Annotated in this window: 25 protein-coding genes; 1 reads left to right on the plus strand and 24 read right to left on the minus strand. The window is 72.2% G+C overall.

Going from position 1 to position 13,192, the window contains the following annotated elements:
* Positions 1 to 30 precede the first annotated feature (30 nt).
* From ACWCWD_RS06460 to ACWCWD_RS06530, 15 genes are all read right to left on the minus strand, one after another.
* Positions 31 to 660: a hypothetical protein gene (locus ACWCWD_RS06460; RefSeq protein WP_450770624.1), complete on the minus strand. Its 630-nt coding sequence runs from the start codon at positions 658 to 660 to the stop codon at positions 31 to 33.
* 90 nt (positions 661 to 750) lie between these two features.
* Positions 751 to 1,128, minus strand: coding sequence for a hypothetical protein (locus tag ACWCWD_RS06465; RefSeq protein WP_450770626.1), 378 nt, complete (start codon positions 1,126 to 1,128; stop codon positions 751 to 753).
* Positions 1,129 to 1,193: 65 nt separating this feature from the next.
* Positions 1,194 to 1,610 (minus strand): hypothetical protein, encoded by a 417-nt coding sequence (locus ACWCWD_RS06470; RefSeq protein WP_450770628.1) that lies wholly within the window; start codon positions 1,608 to 1,610, stop codon positions 1,194 to 1,196.
* The gene (locus ACWCWD_RS06475) at positions 1,610 to 1,852 is read right to left on the minus strand and encodes a hypothetical protein (RefSeq protein WP_450770630.1); all 243 of its coding nucleotides are present in this window, start codon (positions 1,850 to 1,852) and stop codon (positions 1,610 to 1,612) included. Before ACWCWD_RS06475 ends, ACWCWD_RS06470 begins: the two co-directional genes overlap by 1 nt.
* Positions 1,849 to 2,664, minus strand: coding sequence for a hypothetical protein (locus tag ACWCWD_RS06480; RefSeq protein ID WP_450770631.1), 816 nt, complete (start codon positions 2,662 to 2,664; stop codon positions 1,849 to 1,851). The genes ACWCWD_RS06475 and ACWCWD_RS06480 overlap by 4 nt, the downstream gene beginning before the upstream one ends.
* Complete coding sequence (locus ACWCWD_RS06485; protein ID WP_450770633.1) at positions 2,664 to 2,912, minus strand: hypothetical protein; 249 nt, start codon at positions 2,910 to 2,912, stop codon at positions 2,664 to 2,666. The genes ACWCWD_RS06480 and ACWCWD_RS06485 overlap by 1 nt, the downstream gene beginning before the upstream one ends.
* A 74-nt stretch (positions 2,913 to 2,986) precedes the next feature.
* A complete protein-coding gene (locus ACWCWD_RS06490; protein ID WP_450770635.1) occupies positions 2,987 to 3,355 on the minus strand; it encodes a hypothetical protein in 369 nt (122 codons plus the stop codon).
* A gap of 96 nt (positions 3,356 to 3,451) precedes the next feature.
* Positions 3,452 to 4,282 (minus strand): phosphoadenosine phosphosulfate reductase, encoded by an 831-nt coding sequence (locus ACWCWD_RS06495; RefSeq protein ID WP_450770636.1) that lies wholly within the window; start codon positions 4,280 to 4,282, stop codon positions 3,452 to 3,454.
* The gene (locus ACWCWD_RS06500; protein ID WP_450770637.1) at positions 4,282 to 4,569 is read right to left on the minus strand and encodes a hypothetical protein; all 288 of its coding nucleotides are present in this window, start codon (positions 4,567 to 4,569) and stop codon (positions 4,282 to 4,284) included. The genes ACWCWD_RS06495 and ACWCWD_RS06500 overlap by 1 nt, the downstream gene beginning before the upstream one ends.
* Positions 4,566 to 4,832, minus strand: a complete 267-nt coding sequence (locus tag ACWCWD_RS06505; RefSeq protein ID WP_450770639.1) for a WhiB family transcriptional regulator — start codon at positions 4,830 to 4,832, stop codon at positions 4,566 to 4,568. Before ACWCWD_RS06505 ends, ACWCWD_RS06500 begins: the two co-directional genes overlap by 4 nt.
* Positions 4,829 to 5,266: a hypothetical protein gene (locus ACWCWD_RS06510; protein ID WP_450770641.1), complete on the minus strand. Its 438-nt coding sequence runs from the start codon at positions 5,264 to 5,266 to the stop codon at positions 4,829 to 4,831. The genes ACWCWD_RS06505 and ACWCWD_RS06510 overlap by 4 nt, the downstream gene beginning before the upstream one ends.
* Positions 5,263 to 5,922 (minus strand): zinc finger domain-containing protein, encoded by a 660-nt coding sequence (locus ACWCWD_RS06515; protein ID WP_450770643.1) that lies wholly within the window; start codon positions 5,920 to 5,922, stop codon positions 5,263 to 5,265. Before ACWCWD_RS06515 ends, ACWCWD_RS06510 begins: the two co-directional genes overlap by 4 nt.
* Entirely contained in the window at positions 5,922 to 6,227 is a 306-nt protein-coding gene (locus ACWCWD_RS06520) for a hypothetical protein (RefSeq protein ID WP_450770645.1), read from the minus strand. Before ACWCWD_RS06520 ends, ACWCWD_RS06515 begins: the two co-directional genes overlap by 1 nt.
* A gap of 751 nt (positions 6,228 to 6,978) precedes the next feature.
* Entirely contained in the window at positions 6,979 to 7,440 is a 462-nt protein-coding gene (locus ACWCWD_RS06525) for a hypothetical protein (RefSeq protein WP_450770647.1), read from the minus strand.
* Complete coding sequence (locus ACWCWD_RS06530; RefSeq protein ID WP_450770649.1) at positions 7,440 to 8,069, minus strand: WhiB family transcriptional regulator; 630 nt, start codon at positions 8,067 to 8,069, stop codon at positions 7,440 to 7,442. Before ACWCWD_RS06530 ends, ACWCWD_RS06525 begins: the two co-directional genes overlap by 1 nt.
* A gap of 181 nt (positions 8,070 to 8,250) precedes the next feature.
* On the opposite strand from ACWCWD_RS06530, the gene ACWCWD_RS06535 reads away from it, so the two are divergent.
* The gene (locus ACWCWD_RS06535) at positions 8,251 to 8,502 is read left to right on the plus strand and encodes a hypothetical protein (protein WP_450770651.1); all 252 of its coding nucleotides are present in this window, start codon (positions 8,251 to 8,253) and stop codon (positions 8,500 to 8,502) included.
* Positions 8,503 to 8,504: 2 nt separating this feature from the next.
* Here ACWCWD_RS06535 and ACWCWD_RS06540 read toward each other — a convergent pair whose 3' ends face one another.
* The 9 genes from ACWCWD_RS06540 to ACWCWD_RS06580 form a co-directional block, all read right to left on the minus strand.
* Positions 8,505 to 8,708 carry a hypothetical protein gene (locus ACWCWD_RS06540; RefSeq protein WP_450770653.1) on the minus strand — a complete coding sequence of 68 codons (204 nt, stop codon included), beginning with the start codon at positions 8,706 to 8,708 and terminating at the stop codon, positions 8,505 to 8,507.
* On the minus strand, positions 8,705 to 9,076 hold the full coding sequence (locus ACWCWD_RS06545; protein WP_450770655.1) for a hypothetical protein: 372 nt from the start codon (positions 9,074 to 9,076) through the stop codon (positions 8,705 to 8,707). Before ACWCWD_RS06545 ends, ACWCWD_RS06540 begins: the two co-directional genes overlap by 4 nt.
* Entirely contained in the window at positions 9,073 to 10,035 is a 963-nt protein-coding gene (locus ACWCWD_RS06550; protein WP_450770657.1) for an AAA family ATPase, read from the minus strand. Before ACWCWD_RS06550 ends, ACWCWD_RS06545 begins: the two co-directional genes overlap by 4 nt.
* Positions 10,036 to 10,045: 10 nt before the next feature.
* A complete protein-coding gene (locus ACWCWD_RS06555; protein WP_450770659.1) occupies positions 10,046 to 10,873 on the minus strand; it encodes a PD-(D/E)XK nuclease-like domain-containing protein in 828 nt (275 codons plus the stop codon).
* Entirely contained in the window at positions 10,870 to 11,595 is a 726-nt protein-coding gene (locus ACWCWD_RS06560) for a 3'-5' exonuclease (RefSeq protein ID WP_450770661.1), read from the minus strand. The genes ACWCWD_RS06555 and ACWCWD_RS06560 overlap by 4 nt, the downstream gene beginning before the upstream one ends.
* Positions 11,595 to 11,939: a hypothetical protein gene (locus ACWCWD_RS06565; RefSeq protein WP_450770663.1), complete on the minus strand. Its 345-nt coding sequence runs from the start codon at positions 11,937 to 11,939 to the stop codon at positions 11,595 to 11,597. The genes ACWCWD_RS06560 and ACWCWD_RS06565 overlap by 1 nt, the downstream gene beginning before the upstream one ends.
* 143 nt (positions 11,940 to 12,082) lie before the next feature.
* A complete protein-coding gene (locus ACWCWD_RS06570; RefSeq protein ID WP_450770665.1) occupies positions 12,083 to 12,580 on the minus strand; it encodes a hypothetical protein in 498 nt (165 codons plus the stop codon).
* Positions 12,577 to 12,765: a hypothetical protein gene (locus ACWCWD_RS06575; protein WP_450770667.1), complete on the minus strand. Its 189-nt coding sequence runs from the start codon at positions 12,763 to 12,765 to the stop codon at positions 12,577 to 12,579. The genes ACWCWD_RS06570 and ACWCWD_RS06575 overlap by 4 nt, the downstream gene beginning before the upstream one ends.
* The gene (locus ACWCWD_RS06580; protein WP_450770669.1) at positions 12,762 to 13,118 is read right to left on the minus strand and encodes a hypothetical protein; all 357 of its coding nucleotides are present in this window, start codon (positions 13,116 to 13,118) and stop codon (positions 12,762 to 12,764) included. The genes ACWCWD_RS06575 and ACWCWD_RS06580 overlap by 4 nt, the downstream gene beginning before the upstream one ends.
* Positions 13,119 to 13,192 lie beyond the last annotated feature (74 nt).

The following is a 13,192-nucleotide window of genomic DNA, read 5'->3' on the forward strand; positions in this document are numbered from 1 at the left end:
GGCGACGAAAGGGGTAGGGGGCGTCCGGGCCTACGCGGCGACCTGCCGCCCGGCGAGCGGGAGCCGGAGCACCTCCGCGTGCCCGTACTGCTCGCCGCATCCGCGGCACCGGGCGCCGGGGGTGTCGAGGCCGACGCGGAGGACGGTGCCGCACGGGCAGGCGACGGGGACGGTGCGCACCGGTCGCTCGCCGGTGATGCGCGCGGTGAGCGCCCGGTGGATGCTGCCGATCTCGCGGGCGAACTCGTCGACGGCGGGGTGCCGTTCGCTCGCCCACCGGAGGTTGAACCGGAGCGTGCTGACCGCGTGGTCGACGCGCTGCTGGAGCGTCCCGCCTGCGCAGACCCGGGCCCGCCCGTGGGTGGCCCAGTCCTGCACCCACCCCTCCAGGGGCCCGAGGACCGGCCCGCCCGCGGTCATCAGGTTGAGCACGTCGAGCCGGACCGGCACGGGGGCGGTCGCGCCGCCGCCGGACACCGCCGGGCCGCCACCGGTGGAGCCGGGGGCGAGCCGGGTAGAGAGCTGCACGTACAGCCCGCTGGGTCCGCCGATGGCGCGGAGGTGGCCGTCGACGCGGTCGGTGCACCGCTGGCAGGCATAGGTGCTGGCCTCGGCGGCGTGCAGGGTGGAGAGGCAGATGATGCAGGCGGCAGTGTTCACGGCGGTCTCCTGGTCGTGCGGTGGGGCGAGGGTGGTGGTGCCGGCCGGGACGCTGGAGGGCGTCCCGGCCGGCGGTGCGGAGTGGTGGTGCTACCGGCGGCGGAGGTAGTTACACCGCGGGCAGAGCAGCGACGCGCAAAGGTCGGCACGCCCGTTCTCGCGGCGCCAGATGTCACACCCGGGAGCGGCGGCGGGAACCTGGCTGGCCACAGGCTCGACAGAGGTGGCGCCTGCAACGCCGCCACTCCTGGCGATCATGGGTACCTCCCGGTAGGTGCATCCGGTCAGCACGTAGCGGCCGGTCGACGCCCGCCTGAGGAGGCGGCTCTCGCCACGACGGTGCTCCCACCGGAAGATGTCCGTGGAGTCGAGCTTCGCGGCCTCCCGCCCGGCGTCTTCGGCGTCAGTGGCGGTGTGGGTGACGGTGACGGGGATCCCTGCGAGCAGTACTACGTAGACAGTGGCCATGATCGTCTTTCGTGAGGTGGAGTTGGGTTGCCAGCCGGGCACACGATGCCCGGCCGGCGGGTGTGTCAGGTGGTGGTGGGCGGCGGCGCGTCGAGCGCGGCCCTGACGTACCGGTCGCAGCAGGTGCCGATCGGGCCCCGTTCGAGAAGCCGGCGCACCCGGGCGAGCGTGGCCTCGGAGGCGACCGCCCGGTCGATCTCGGCGACCGTGTTGGCGACCTCCTGCTCGTGCGCGGCCAAGTGCTCGACGGCCTCCGCCTCCAACTCGGTGATCCGGGCGGCGAGCTGCTCGATCGCGGGGACGAGCCGCGGCCAGTGCTCCCCGCCGTGCGCCTCGCTGGCCCCGGCGGCCTCCAACGCGTCCCGAGCCTCCTCGAGGAGCGCGGACCGTTCGCGGGCGCCGCGCTCCAGCAGGTTGATCCGGTCGTACAGCGCGTCGAGCTGGTCGCTGGTGAGGTCGTCGAGCGGGATGCGGTCGCTCATCAGGTCGGCTCCTTGGTAACGGGGATCGTGGCGGTGGACGACCACCAAGCGGGTCGGGTTTCCGGGTTGTCGGGGCTGGGCCGACGGCTGAAGTCCTGGGTGGCGTCGACCCGGTACTCGTAGGTCCCGTCGGGCCAGGGCCCCTGGATCTCTCGGATGGTCGCGGTGCCGTGCCGGGCTGCCAGCCACTGCTGTCCGTAGTGGTGGACTCGGGTGCCCACGGGGAGAGGCTGCTCGGTCACTTCGGCTCCTCGGTTGCGGAGGCGGCGTCCTGCCCGGGGCAGAGGAACGGGTACGGCGGGTTCGTGCCCTTGCACGCGGGGCAGCCCTCGGCGTTCGTCCCGGCCGAGAGGTGGGTGACGGGTCCGGCAGGTTCGACGGTGTACGTGGTCGCCTTCCGGACGATGCGGGTCTCCGTGCCCGGGTGCCGGCGGGTGACGCTCGCGCAGCGCTTCTCTGCGGCGGCACGGTCGGGAACGGTGCCGAGGTACATCCACATGCCGTCGCTCTCCAGCACCTCGGCGATGAACTCCGTCGCCGGACGGTGCGCCTCGGGCTGCTGCGCCTCGTCGGCCAGGCGGCGGAGTTCACAGCGCGGGCACACCGGCTGCCCGTCACGGAGCGGTACGTCCATGCCGTCGCGGCCGTGCCAGTGGAAGCCGCACTCGGGGTGCTCGTAGTACGGCGACAGGGGACGCTCGGCGGGCGCGGGCAGGACGGCGAGGACCGCGGCGGCGGCGGACCGTGCGTTGGCCTCGTCGCCGTCCCAGTCGGTGAGCGGCCAGAGCACGTCGGCGATCCGGTCACGGAGGTCGGTGTCCAGCACGGCCTCGGGCTGCGCGGCCACCACCGCCTCGTCCTCGCCGAGAACCACCCGGGCCACCGCGAGGGCGTACTCGTCGAGGGCGGTCCCGGGGTGGTCGGCGGGGCACATGTCCCAGTCGGTGCCGTAGCCGTCCAGCAGGCGGGCGACGGCGGACCAGCGCGGGTCGCCGAGTTCCCGGGCGCGGGTGGCGGCGGCCCGGAGCGTCTCGGCGGGCGTGGGCGCGGGCATCAGACGGTCTCCTCGGTGACGGCGGGGCGCACGGCGTCGGCGATCTCGTGCAGGGAGGCGATCAGCGCGTCCAGCTCGGCGAGGGGAACGCCGCTGCCCTGCTCGTCGGTCTTGAAGTAGATGCCGGGGCCGACGCCGGGGATGTCGGCGGTGGTGATGAGCAGCCGGTCACCGTCGGGGTCGGTGTGGTGGTAGCGCGGGGGCTGCGGGTCGATGAAGGCGACGATGGTGTGCGGCGTGCTGGTCATGGTGTGGTCCTCCGGGTGTGGTGGGATGTGGGCGCTGCCCGGCCGGATAGCAGCCGGCCGGGCAGCGTGTGAGGTCACGGGGTCGGGGCGGCGGGGTTGGCCATGAGGCGGAAGTGGGCCAGCGCGGCGTCGTCTTCGTCGTCGAACCCGCCCTTCGAGACCATCTGGTCGAAGGCCAGGTCGAGGGCGAAGCTCAGGAACTGCCGCTGTGCCTCGGTCAGCGGCGCGGGCGGCTGGACGGTGTCGGGGTGCTTGGCCACCCAGGCGCGAACGCTGCCCTCGATCTCCAGCAGGGCGGCGTTGCCGCGGGCCTGCGCTGCCTTGTTCTCCGGGCTGTCGGTGTCGGTCTGCCAGGCACGGCGCACGGCCCGGAAGTACCGGCCGGACGGCTTCTCGATGTCGCGCATGAGGGCCATCACGCGGAGGATGCGGTCACTGGTCATCAGGGTGTCTCCCTGGTGGTGTGGTGGGATGTGGGCGGGCGGCCGGCCCGCGCGTCGTTAGCGCGCGGGGCGGCCGTACTGCGTGTTGTGCGGCACTCAGGTCATGCACCAGCCGGAGTCGCAGGCGCCGTCGGCTTCGTCGAACCCCGGCAGCAAGTCGACGCCATCTGGGATGGCCTCGCGCAGCGGCCGGCCGAACCGGGTCAGGAACACGTGGTCCTTGCCCAGCTCGTCCCGGCGCTCGTTGAGGAGCTCTTCGAGCTGGCACGACTTCTCGAACAGGTCGGGCTCATTGCGCCGCATGTCGTGCCAGGTCTCGGGCCGGTGGAACGGGCAGAAGTAGCAGCTGCTCTTCGGCAGTACGGGTAGGCCGGCCTCGCGGATGATCCGGGCGCAGTCGCTGCGGCGCAGGCCGAGGTCGAGCAGCGGGTAGAAGATTTCCTCGTGCGGCTCGCAGCGACGCGCGTTGGCCCGGTGGATCTCGTCGAGGCTGATCCCGATTCCGATGGTGGCCGGGTGCTCCTTCGTCGCGCCGCGCCGCTTCAACTCCCGACCGATCACCTTGATCTTGAAATCGGCGGTGCAACTGCGAGTCCCGGGAGCACCGTTGGACATGCGCACCGGAATCGCCAGAGATCGGGAACCCTCCTTGGTGAGCTGGCCGTACAGCGTGCGGGTCTCACCGCTGCGCACCATGACCCGGTCCAGGACGGTCAGTTCGATGTCGTGGTCCGCGGCGAACGGCCGGGCGTACTCGTCGAGGTACCGCAAGGTCGCGGGGTGCTCGCTGTCGTCGCCGACGTTCGCCATGAGGAAGGTGCGGAAGTCGATGCGGCCCTGCGCGGCGAGGACGAGCAGCGCGGTCGACTGGACGCCACCGCCGTAGCTGATCGAGCGCAGCGGCGGCGCCAGGGTGGATGAGTCCATCAGAGGCTCCAGAGGGTGGGCTGAAAGGGGCGGAGGGGCAGTGCGTCCTGCCCGGGAATCTGGTCGGGCTCGGCCTCGGGTAGCGCGGAAGCGGGCGGCGGCGGGTCCTTGAGGTACCGCAGCAGCCCCCAGACGTCGTTGCGACGGACGTGGAACCCGGCCTCGGCAAGGAGTTGATCGGCGCGGTCCAGGTCCCACTCCCCGGGCTGGGTGCGGTACGCCTCGGTGAGCACGTCCCACGGGGAGGGCGCCCCGAGGTTGATCGCGTCGAACTCGCGGGCCATCACGCGGCCCTCCAGCTCTTCGCGATCCGCGCCCGCTCCCGCGGGGTGTGCCCGCCGAGGACGCCGTGGCGACTGGTCGAGGCGACGTCTCCCTCGACGGCGAGCGCCTCGGCGAGGCAGGCCCGACGGACGGGGCAGCCGGAGCAGATCTCCTTCGCCGCGCGGGGGCTCTCTCCCCGCTCGGGGAAGAAGATCTCCGGGTCGGTCTGGGCGCAGATCGCCTGCGCGTCGATGTCGGCGCGGGCGGTACGGACGGTGGTCTTCAAGACGCACCTCCGAGGATTGCGGCCAGCTGCTGGCGGAGCCGCTCGCGCATCGGCTTGTCCTCGATGTGGTCCGGGGCGACGCACTGCGGGTAGCCGCACCCGGGGCGGGCGTGCCCAACGGGGCGCCGACCGTGCCGCAGCTCGAACGCGACCCGGTAGGCGCTGAGCCCCTTCCCCTGGCGACCGAGGATCGGAGTGGTGTCGCGCCAGACGTGGCCGGTCCAGCGCAGGTGCCCACCGCCGACCGGCTCGGTGCGCTCCGCAAACGTCTCGGCGATGGGCCGCAACGGCTTCCCGCCGCGGGCCGGGGCGGGCATGTTGAGGGCGTTCCGGGTCGCGGTGACGATCAGCGGGCCCACGTGCAGGGTCCGCATGATCTCCACGTGGGAGTGCCCGGCCTGGAGCATCTCGGCAATGTCGGCACGGATCTTCATGACGCTGCCGCCCTGTCTCGCGCGGCAGCGGCGTCAACGCGGGACGGGTGGGCGACCTTGAGGGTCCGACGCCCGCCGTTCCGCCGGGTCGACGTGCAGGGAAACCGGACGTCGGCCCGGCAGGTCTCGACGGGGCAGGGGACGGCGTAGGCGTCGGGCTGGCCGGTGCGGATCGCGACGATCCGGGCGGCGGCGGCCGGACGGTATGGGGCGAGCGCCTCGCGCACCGAGGTCGGCAGGTAGTCGCCGAGCTCCGCCATCCGCCGCTGAACGTCCTCGGCCGCGGGCCCGGTGAGCATCTTCTGCTCGACGGGCCGCACCTGGCCGGTGGCGACGGCTCGGCGGCGGGCGGCGAGGGCGTGGCGGTAGGCGCTCTCGTTGTCCGGGTCGACGGGCGGGGCGGGGTCGACGTCGCGGGCCATGCGGTCGCGGACGACCGCCTGCCACCGGGTGGCGATGTTGGCGGGGAGGATCGGCCACTGCGAGGTGGCGTAGTGCTTGTGGACCGCGGTGACCGCGAAGCCGTAGGGGACGTCGGCGAGGATGCCGGCCCACATGCTGATCTGGGCGACCTGCTCCATCTCGTCGGTGCGGCGGATGCGGGAATCAGCGAGAGCGATCTCGGCGATGAGCTGGGGGATCTGTTCGGGTTCCATCAGGCACCTCGGTTCTGCTTCTGCTGGCGGAGGGCTTCGGCGTGGGCGGCCATCTGCTGCACGTAGGTGGTGGTGGCGGACGGCGGGGCCACGGCGCGGGGCCCGGTGTAGGTGGGGGCGTCCTGGAGGCCGGTCCATCCGGCGAGGAAGTACCGCGCGCTGTACGGCGTGGTCTTCGCGGCCTGCCAGGCGCGGGCGGCGTGCTCGACGAGGGCGGGGACTCCGACTCGGCGTACTGCGTCGCGGAGGTCGATCCACTCGTGGGTCTGGAGCGACCAGGAGACGCGCATCTGTCGGGCGCCCATCGCGTCGATGAGCGGCTGAACGTCCCCTTTTCCACTCGTGGTGGCCACGGTGGTGCCGGGCCTGGCCGCGGCGGGGGGAAGCTCGGGAAGTTGGTACTCAACGGAACTACTGGAACTACAGGAACTCTTGAGGGCAGCTCCTGCCCTAGCCATGGACATCTCCTGCCCTAGCTCTAGGGCATCTCCTGCCCTAGGTTGGGGCAGCTCCTGCCCTAGCGTCTGAGGGACTAGGGCATCTCCTGCCCCAGAGTTGGGCAGCTCCTGCCCTAGCTCAATCCCGTCCGATTCGGGCACGACTGCGCCCTGCGGAATGAGCAGCGTGTACTTCGTCCGGGCCTTCTTCGAGCGGGCTTCGGCGACCGCCGGACGGTTCCGGTCCAGCCAGCCGCCGGCCTCCAACTTGTTGAGGTGTGTGCGCACGGAGGCGCGCACCATCCCGGTAGCTGCTTCCAGCGTGGTCAGCGACGGCTGGAGGCGGTCAGGGATGGCGCCGGTCCGAACGTCTGCCCACGTTGCGACGGTGAGCGCGAGCAGCCGGGAGAGCGACGGGAGGTCGCTGTGGCGGACTGCTCGCTCGTACTCGAACCGGCTGGGCATGTACGGCTTCTCTCGGTCGTGGTGGTGCGGAAGGTGGATCGTGGCTCTCCGGGCGACGCAACCGCTGGACGCCGTAAGGCGTTTGCGAGTCGCCGCGGCGTGCGCAAACCCTGTGTCCGTGGCGGCCCGGGGCGCGACGGCCCCGGGGCGGAGGTCAGGCCGTGTGGCCGGAGAGTTCGCGGACGGACTGCACCGCCATGTCGAACAGGGCGTGGATGCCCTCTGCGAGTGCCGCAGCCTGCGCGTCGGTGTCCTCGTGGACCATCGCGTTGAACAGGGCGTAGGCGGTGTCGCGTTCGCCGTTGGCCCACGCGGTGCTGAACTGGGCGGCGAACCGGACGCCCGGCGGCAGGTCGTTGACGCTGACCTGCGTGCCGTCTCCGCGGACGACGAGGAGCCCGAAGGCCCCGTTGGCCGGCAGGTAGTTCCTCGAGGTGAGGGCGCAGGTCTCGGCGAGCGAGGCGCACATGGAGACGGTGGCGACGTGGCCTTGCTCGACGAAGGAGCCGAGGAGCCGGGCGCCGGTCTCCCGGTTGCCGGTCATACCGTGGGCGAGCGCCGCCATGATGGTCTCTGCCGGGTTGTTCTGCGGGGTGGTGGGGATCTCGTGGTCCATCAGGCTGCGCTCCGTTCGGTGTTGCGGCGACGGGCCGCGCGCACTTCGTTGCGGCGACCGGCCTTGCAGGCGGCGCACGGGTCCTCGCCCCGTCGCTCGTGCGCCTTGTGCGCGGCCGCGGTGCCGTGCCGGCCGAGGCGACCGATCGCGTCGAGGAGGTGGTCCGGGTTGATGCACCCGGGGTGCCCGCAGTCGACGCTGATCCGGCCTTCCGGTGGCCCGCCATAGGCGACCATCCAGGCGAGCTGGGTCGGCGTGTACGAGCGGTTCTTGAACGACACGTCGTTCGATCCTCCGGACCACGTGACGTGCCCGTCGGCGGTGCGCTGCGAGTGGGCGTCGAGCACGGACTCGAAGGTTCGCGGCGCGGCCGGTGCGGCGGCGGGCGTCTTGCGCCGGTGGATGCGGCGCCGCTCGTCTTCGTCGAGGCCGCCCCAGATCCCCACGTCCTCGCGTTGGTCGAGCGCCCACCGCAGGCAGGCGTCAACGACCGGGCACCGGTAGCAGACGCTCTTCGCGTCGGCGGCCTGCTGCTGCGCGGCGGGCGACGTACCGACGGGGTGCCACATCTCCGGGTCGAATACCGGGTCGGAGCAGGCGGCGCGAGCGCGCCAGTTGCGATTGTTCACCTGCTTCTCCTCACGCATTTGGATGCGGAATGTCATTTGCAATTACGCGGCGACGAACTTTCTGCGCCGGGAAAGGTGGCGACGGAAGTTCGCGATGTGAATGAGAATAGCGTTCACAGTTCGCAACCACAAGGCGCGTCCACGTAGCGCGGTCACCGGAGGGTGTGCCACGATGGGCCGCATGGACGCCCTTGAGAAGGAGATTCAGGAAGCCGCCGTCACCCGGCAGAGCGCCGAGGACGCGTTCCTGCTCGCCGACCGGCGGCTGAAGGAACTGCTGGTCAAGGGCCGAGCGGAAGGGCTGGGGCCCTCGCGAATGTCCGTACTCACGGGCTTCACCCGCGAATGGATCTCGAAGATCGCTCCCGACCCGAAGAAGTCCCGGCAAGGTGCGATCCAGCGACGCCTTGACCGTCTCGGCGACTCCAGCTGACTTCACGCCGCGTCCGCCTCGGGGCGCCAGCGCTCCTCGCGGTACTCCGGCAGCCGGTACGCGGCTTCGAGTAGCGCCCAGGTGGCGTCGCGCCGCCCGGGCCGGGCGTCGGCGGGCAGCGCCGGACCGCGGGTGACCCACAGCTGGCGGGCGACGAACACCACGCTCGGGGCCAGGGCGGCGGCGAGGATCAGCAGACCGGTCATGCGGCGGCCCTCCCCTGCTGGGTGCCGACGCCGACCCACGCCTTGCAGATGGAGCGCCTCACCGTCGTGCGCTTCGACGGGACGTAGCCCGCCTCCACGATGAGGCCGGCCCGGGCGGCGGACCCGAGGGCGCCGCCCCACCGCGACGGGTGGTCGGGCTCGCCGACCAGTCCCTCGGCGATCAGGTCGGCCGCCTGGAAGACCTCGCCGCGGCGGGCCAGTTCCTCGATGGCGGTCCGGCACGCGGTGGCCCAGTCCGGGGCGGTCGCGGCCCGGGTGGCGGCCAGACCGTCGTCCTTCGCGCGCTCGCCCGCCGCCGGGTCGACAGCACCCTGTATCGGGGCGGAGAGCTGCAGCTGTCGCGTCATCGGCCGGCCCCCGCCCTCAGCGCTGTGCCGCGCTCCTTGATGAGGTCGCCGAGGCTGATCGGGGCGCCAGTCTCCGGGTGTTCCAGCGGGGTGGCGAGCGCGCTGGCCGCCTCGACCTCCCGGTACAGCGCCAACAGGCCGTCCGGCGTGGCGTCCGGATCCGTAGCCGCGGCGATCCAGACGTTCGGGTCGACCTCCTTCGCGCCGTCCCGCAGCCAGTCGAGGTACGGCCGCGCGATGTCGCGGGCGCCGTGCGGCTGGTTCAGCACGAGGCCCCGGAACGCCGGGCACCGGGACTTGATGAAGCGGAGCCGGTTGCCGTCGTCCAACTCCGCGGCCACGCCGAACTCGAACTCGATGCCCTTGCGCTGCTCGGCGCGCATCCCCTTGTTGACCGGCGCCCCACCTTCGAGGGCCCAGTGAACGTAGGACCGCATCGTGACGACGACGTGGCCCGGGTACGCCATGAGCGCCTCGATCATCTCGTTCTGGATCGGGGTGCCGTCCTTCCAGCCGGCGAACCGGTTACCGCCGTACTTGGACTTGGCGCGCTCGACCTGGTCGAGGGTGCCGTCGGTGCCCTTCCAGAAGTGGCTGAGGGAGTCGACCATCACGACCGGGTAGCGGGCGGCCGCGGCGGCAGCCAGCGCCTTCTGCAGGTCGCGCGGGTCGTAGCGGTGCATCGGCAGTGTGTCGAAGGCGACGCCCAGGTCGTTGACGTAGAGGGCGGCGGCACCGCGCTCGGTGTCGATGACCGCGAAGCGCTCGCCCTCGGCGAGGCCGCTGGCGATGGACAGCCCGGTCCACGTCTTGCCGGAGCCGGACGGGCCCTGCAGTGCGACCGTGGCGGTGAAGCCGTCCTTCGTGGCGGGCCGGAAGGTGAACGGGCCGTCGTCGTACTCGTTGCTGGCCGACGCGGGTGGGCGGCCGACGCGGGTGGGCGGGGGAAGTTGGGTCACGGCGATGCTCCTAGGCGTACAGGCGCTCAAGCCAGGTGGGCGGCGAGACGTATGCGGGATCGGTGGAGTAGGCCGGCCAGTGGTCGGCGGCCCGGCAGGACTCGTAGAGGAACAGGGCCTGCTCGCTGACCTGGTGGCCGATGTCTCGCCACAGGTCGAGGCGGGCCACGGTCACCAGGTAGGGCGGGTCCTTCTCCTGGAAGATGAAGGGGAAGGCGCAGTCGTGCGGCAGCAGGCCGAGCGCGGCGGCGCCACGGCGGTACCAGTCCTCCTGAACGTGGTAGCCGTGCTCGGCGATCGCCTTCTCGATGGCGTCGGGGTGGGCCGACCGGGCCGTCTTGTAGTCGACGAGCTGGTCGTCGCGAAGCCAGTCGACCCGGGCCCGGCACCACACGTTGCCGACCGGCCAGAACAGGGTCTGCTCGGCTTGGCCGCTGCTCGGGTCGAGCAGGTCCGCAGCTTCGGGGTGCTGGGCCAGGGCGGTCGCCATGTCGTGGACACGCTGGAGGTCGGCGCGCTTGAGCGGGATGTTCCCGGCTGCCCGGATCTCGGCGACCCGCGCCTTCGTGGCGTCGGTGTTCCAGATCAGTTCGTCGACGAGGACGAGCTCGGGGCCGTCGCCGAGGATCAGCTTGTGGGCGGCGGTCCCGAAGTCGAACGCGGCCTTGTAGGGCTGGGGGTGGTCGAGGTCGTAGCGGAACTTTGCCGGGCAGCGGGAGGTCAGGGTGCGGGCCCCGGTCGACGAGAGGCTGCCGCCCGGGATGGGGTCGGCGTGGTACATCTCGGCGGGGATGTCGTAGACGCCGGGGATGACGGTCTCGTCGACCGGGGCGTTCACCGCTGGCTGCCGCTGTTGAGCGCCGGGTTGGCCGGGTGGGCGCCGGTGGGGGTGCGCATGGCATCGGCCTTGGTGATCGCGTCGTACACGTCACGCGCCCAGCGGGCGTCGCCGAGCGCGGTGTGTGCCGCGTCCTCGGTCGGCGGGTCGATGCCCATCAGCCGCGACAGCTCGTAGGACCGCCAGCCGTCGGCGAGCAGGGCGTCGACGCGGACGTAGGGTGCCGGGTCGCCCTGCTGCTGGGTGAGCGTGTGCGCCTGTCCGTAGAGGTGACCGACGGCCATCGTCGCGATGTCGACGGTGCGGTAGTGCCAGCCGACGCGGCGGCCGCCGCCCTGCAGCAGCTTCTTCAGGAAGGCATCGTCGAAGGCGGGGTTCGAACCGACGAGCATGGCGTTTCGGAGTACCTCCTGCAGGTCGTAGAAGAACTCGCCGAGACCGAGGCGCTGGTAGATGGTGCCGTCGGCGTTCATCTCGACGGCCTCGGTGCCGGCCGGGACGCGGAACCGCTCGTGGTAGCGGCCGATCTGCAGGGCGGTCGGGTCGGCGACGGTGAGGTCGACGGGGATCTGCCAGACGACCTCGCGGTCGTAGCTGCCGTCGCCTGCGGCAGCGTGTTCGGCATCGCGCAGGATTACGGCGATCTCCCACGCGTCGTGCCTGCGCGGGTCGAGGCCGGTGGTCTCGGTGTCGACGAACGCGAGGGGCTTGAGCTTGGTCATCAGACGGCCGCCTTAGCTGAGTTGCGGCATGGCGCGCACAGCGACTGCTCGGGGCCTCCGGCGAGCGGGCCGTCGGCGGTGCCGCACCGCCCGCACCGGAGGCCGGCCGCGATCTGCTGCAGCTTGGCGATGTCGTGCTTGTCGTTCTGCGCCAACTCGATCGCGGAGACCAGCTCCGGGTACACGGTGCGGAGGATCTCGGTGTGGACCCGGTCCGCGGCGCCGATCGTGCGCATCAGCTGGCTGGCGTACGTACCGGGCTGCATGCCGCCGTCGTAGCCGAAGTGCCACAGGACGTGGCGTGCGGTCTCGGTGCCGATGACGGGCTTCGTCGTGGTCTGCATGTCCTGCTCCTGTGAGGTGTTGGTGGGTGCCCGCCCCCGTGGGGGAGGCGGGGGCGGGCACCGGGGCGGCGGAGCGAGGGGGTGCTCAACGCCGCGTTGGTCGCCGGGGTCGGCCGGTCTCGGGCACGACCGGCCCCGGCGGGTCAGGCGGCCCGGATGCGGAGCGACTGGGTCGTCTCGCTGTCCGAGCCGGGCACCCACGTCGGGGTGCGCGGGTCGGCGGGCTCGGGGGCGTCGGCAACGCGGATGGTGGGCCCGATGCCGTAGGCCTGCCACAGCGGGAGGACCGGTATCGGCTGCGTCACCTGGTCCTCGAAGGCCAGCCGCGGCGGGGCCCCGGCGGCCGGGACGGTGACCGCGTCGACGGTTGCGACCCGGGCCCGGAGCGGCAGCACCTCGGCGAGCAGCTGGTCCCGCTCGGCGGTCACGTCGTCAAGGTCCCGGTGGAAGCACGTGGCGACGGTCTCCGCCTCGATGGCGCGGACCCGCAGCCGGTCGGCCACCGCAGTGGCCTCCCGCAGCGCGTCCGCCCCGTGCCGGAGCTCGGTCTCCAGCGCGCGGACCTTCGCGGCCAGGGCCTCCGCCCGGTCGACGGCACGGTGGGCACCGGCCGGGCGGAGGCGGTCGAGTATCGCGGTCATCGGGTCCCCCTGGTGGTGTCGTGGTGGTGCTGGAGGTGGTGGCCGTGGCCGCTGATGGCCCACGGCCCGGTGCCGGTGCGGTACTCGCGCCGCCGGCGGTCGTCGCGCTGGCCGATGAGGACCAGGGCGGCGACCGCGGCGAGCACGAGCGCGCCGATCAGGATCTGGATGGCGAGGTCGGTCACCGGGTGGCCGCCTCGTCGAGGAGGAGCCGGTGCTTGGCCGTCAGATCGACCAGCTCGTCGGAGCCCGGCAGGTAGCCGAGCACGACGGCCGTGCCGCACAGGGTGTAGGAGAGCGGCCCGCCGATGACCCGCTCGACAAGCTGGGTGACGACCGGGTTGTCGGCGTGGCCGTCGAGCATGCTCGTCTCGTGGACGACCACGCAGACTGCCGAGGACGGGGTGCCGTAGTGCGCGTACTCCGGCCAGCCGCCCAGGAGTTCCGCCAGGACGTCGCCGGGCGCGTGTGCGGGGAGGGCGACGTCGGTTTGCGTGCCGTCCGGATCGATCCGGACGGCGGCCACCATGTCGGTCATCGGGTCCCCCGGGAGAGGCTGGTAAGGAAGCGCCGGAAGGTGGCGGGCTCCGGCTGCGGGGCGACGAAGAGGGG

The organism is Streptomyces sp. NPDC001493, from assembly GCF_053597235.1.

Coding starts and splice junctions, on each gene's coding strand:
- ACWCWD_RS06510 (WP_450770641.1), bottom strand. CDS start 5,266: ATGAAGATCCGTGCCGACATTGCCGAGATGCTCCAGGCCGGGCACTCC.
- ACWCWD_RS06545 (WP_450770655.1), bottom strand. CDS start 9,076: ATGACGCGACAGCTGCAGCTCTCCGCCCCGATACAGGGTGCTGTCGAC.
- ACWCWD_RS06540 (WP_450770653.1), bottom strand. CDS start 8,708: ATGACCGGTCTGCTGATCCTCGCCGCCGCCCTGGCCCCGAGCGTGGTG.
- ACWCWD_RS06570 (WP_450770665.1), bottom strand. CDS start 12,580: ATGACCGCGATACTCGACCGCCTCCGCCCGGCCGGTGCCCACCGTGCC.
- ACWCWD_RS06480 (WP_450770631.1), bottom strand. CDS start 2,664: ATGCCCGCGCCCACGCCCGCCGAGACGCTCCGGGCCGCCGCCACCCGC.
- ACWCWD_RS06485 (WP_450770633.1), bottom strand. CDS start 2,912: ATGACCAGCACGCCGCACACCATCGTCGCCTTCATCGACCCGCAGCCC.
- ACWCWD_RS06495 (WP_450770636.1), bottom strand. CDS start 4,282: ATGGACTCATCCACCCTGGCGCCGCCGCTGCGCTCGATCAGCTACGGC.
- ACWCWD_RS06580 (WP_450770669.1), bottom strand. CDS start 13,118: ATGACCGACATGGTGGCCGCCGTCCGGATCGATCCGGACGGCACGCAA.
- ACWCWD_RS06535 (WP_450770651.1), top strand. CDS start 8,251: ATGGACGCCCTTGAGAAGGAGATTCAGGAAGCCGCCGTCACCCGGCAG.
- ACWCWD_RS06520 (WP_450770645.1), bottom strand. CDS start 6,227: ATGGGCGCCCGACAGATGCGCGTCTCCTGGTCGCTCCAGACCCACGAG.
- ACWCWD_RS06515 (WP_450770643.1), bottom strand. CDS start 5,922: ATGGAACCCGAACAGATCCCCCAGCTCATCGCCGAGATCGCTCTCGCT.
- ACWCWD_RS06565 (WP_450770663.1), bottom strand. CDS start 11,939: ATGCAGACCACGACGAAGCCCGTCATCGGCACCGAGACCGCACGCCAC.
- ACWCWD_RS06465 (WP_450770626.1), bottom strand. CDS start 1,128: ATGGCCACTGTCTACGTAGTACTGCTCGCAGGGATCCCCGTCACCGTC.
- ACWCWD_RS06490 (WP_450770635.1), bottom strand. CDS start 3,355: ATGACCAGTGACCGCATCCTCCGCGTGATGGCCCTCATGCGCGACATC.
- ACWCWD_RS06525 (WP_450770647.1), bottom strand. CDS start 7,440: ATGGACCACGAGATCCCCACCACCCCGCAGAACAACCCGGCAGAGACC.
- ACWCWD_RS06560 (WP_450770661.1), bottom strand. CDS start 11,595: ATGACCAAGCTCAAGCCCCTCGCGTTCGTCGACACCGAGACCACCGGC.
- ACWCWD_RS06470 (WP_450770628.1), bottom strand. CDS start 1,610: ATGAGCGACCGCATCCCGCTCGACGACCTCACCAGCGACCAGCTCGAC.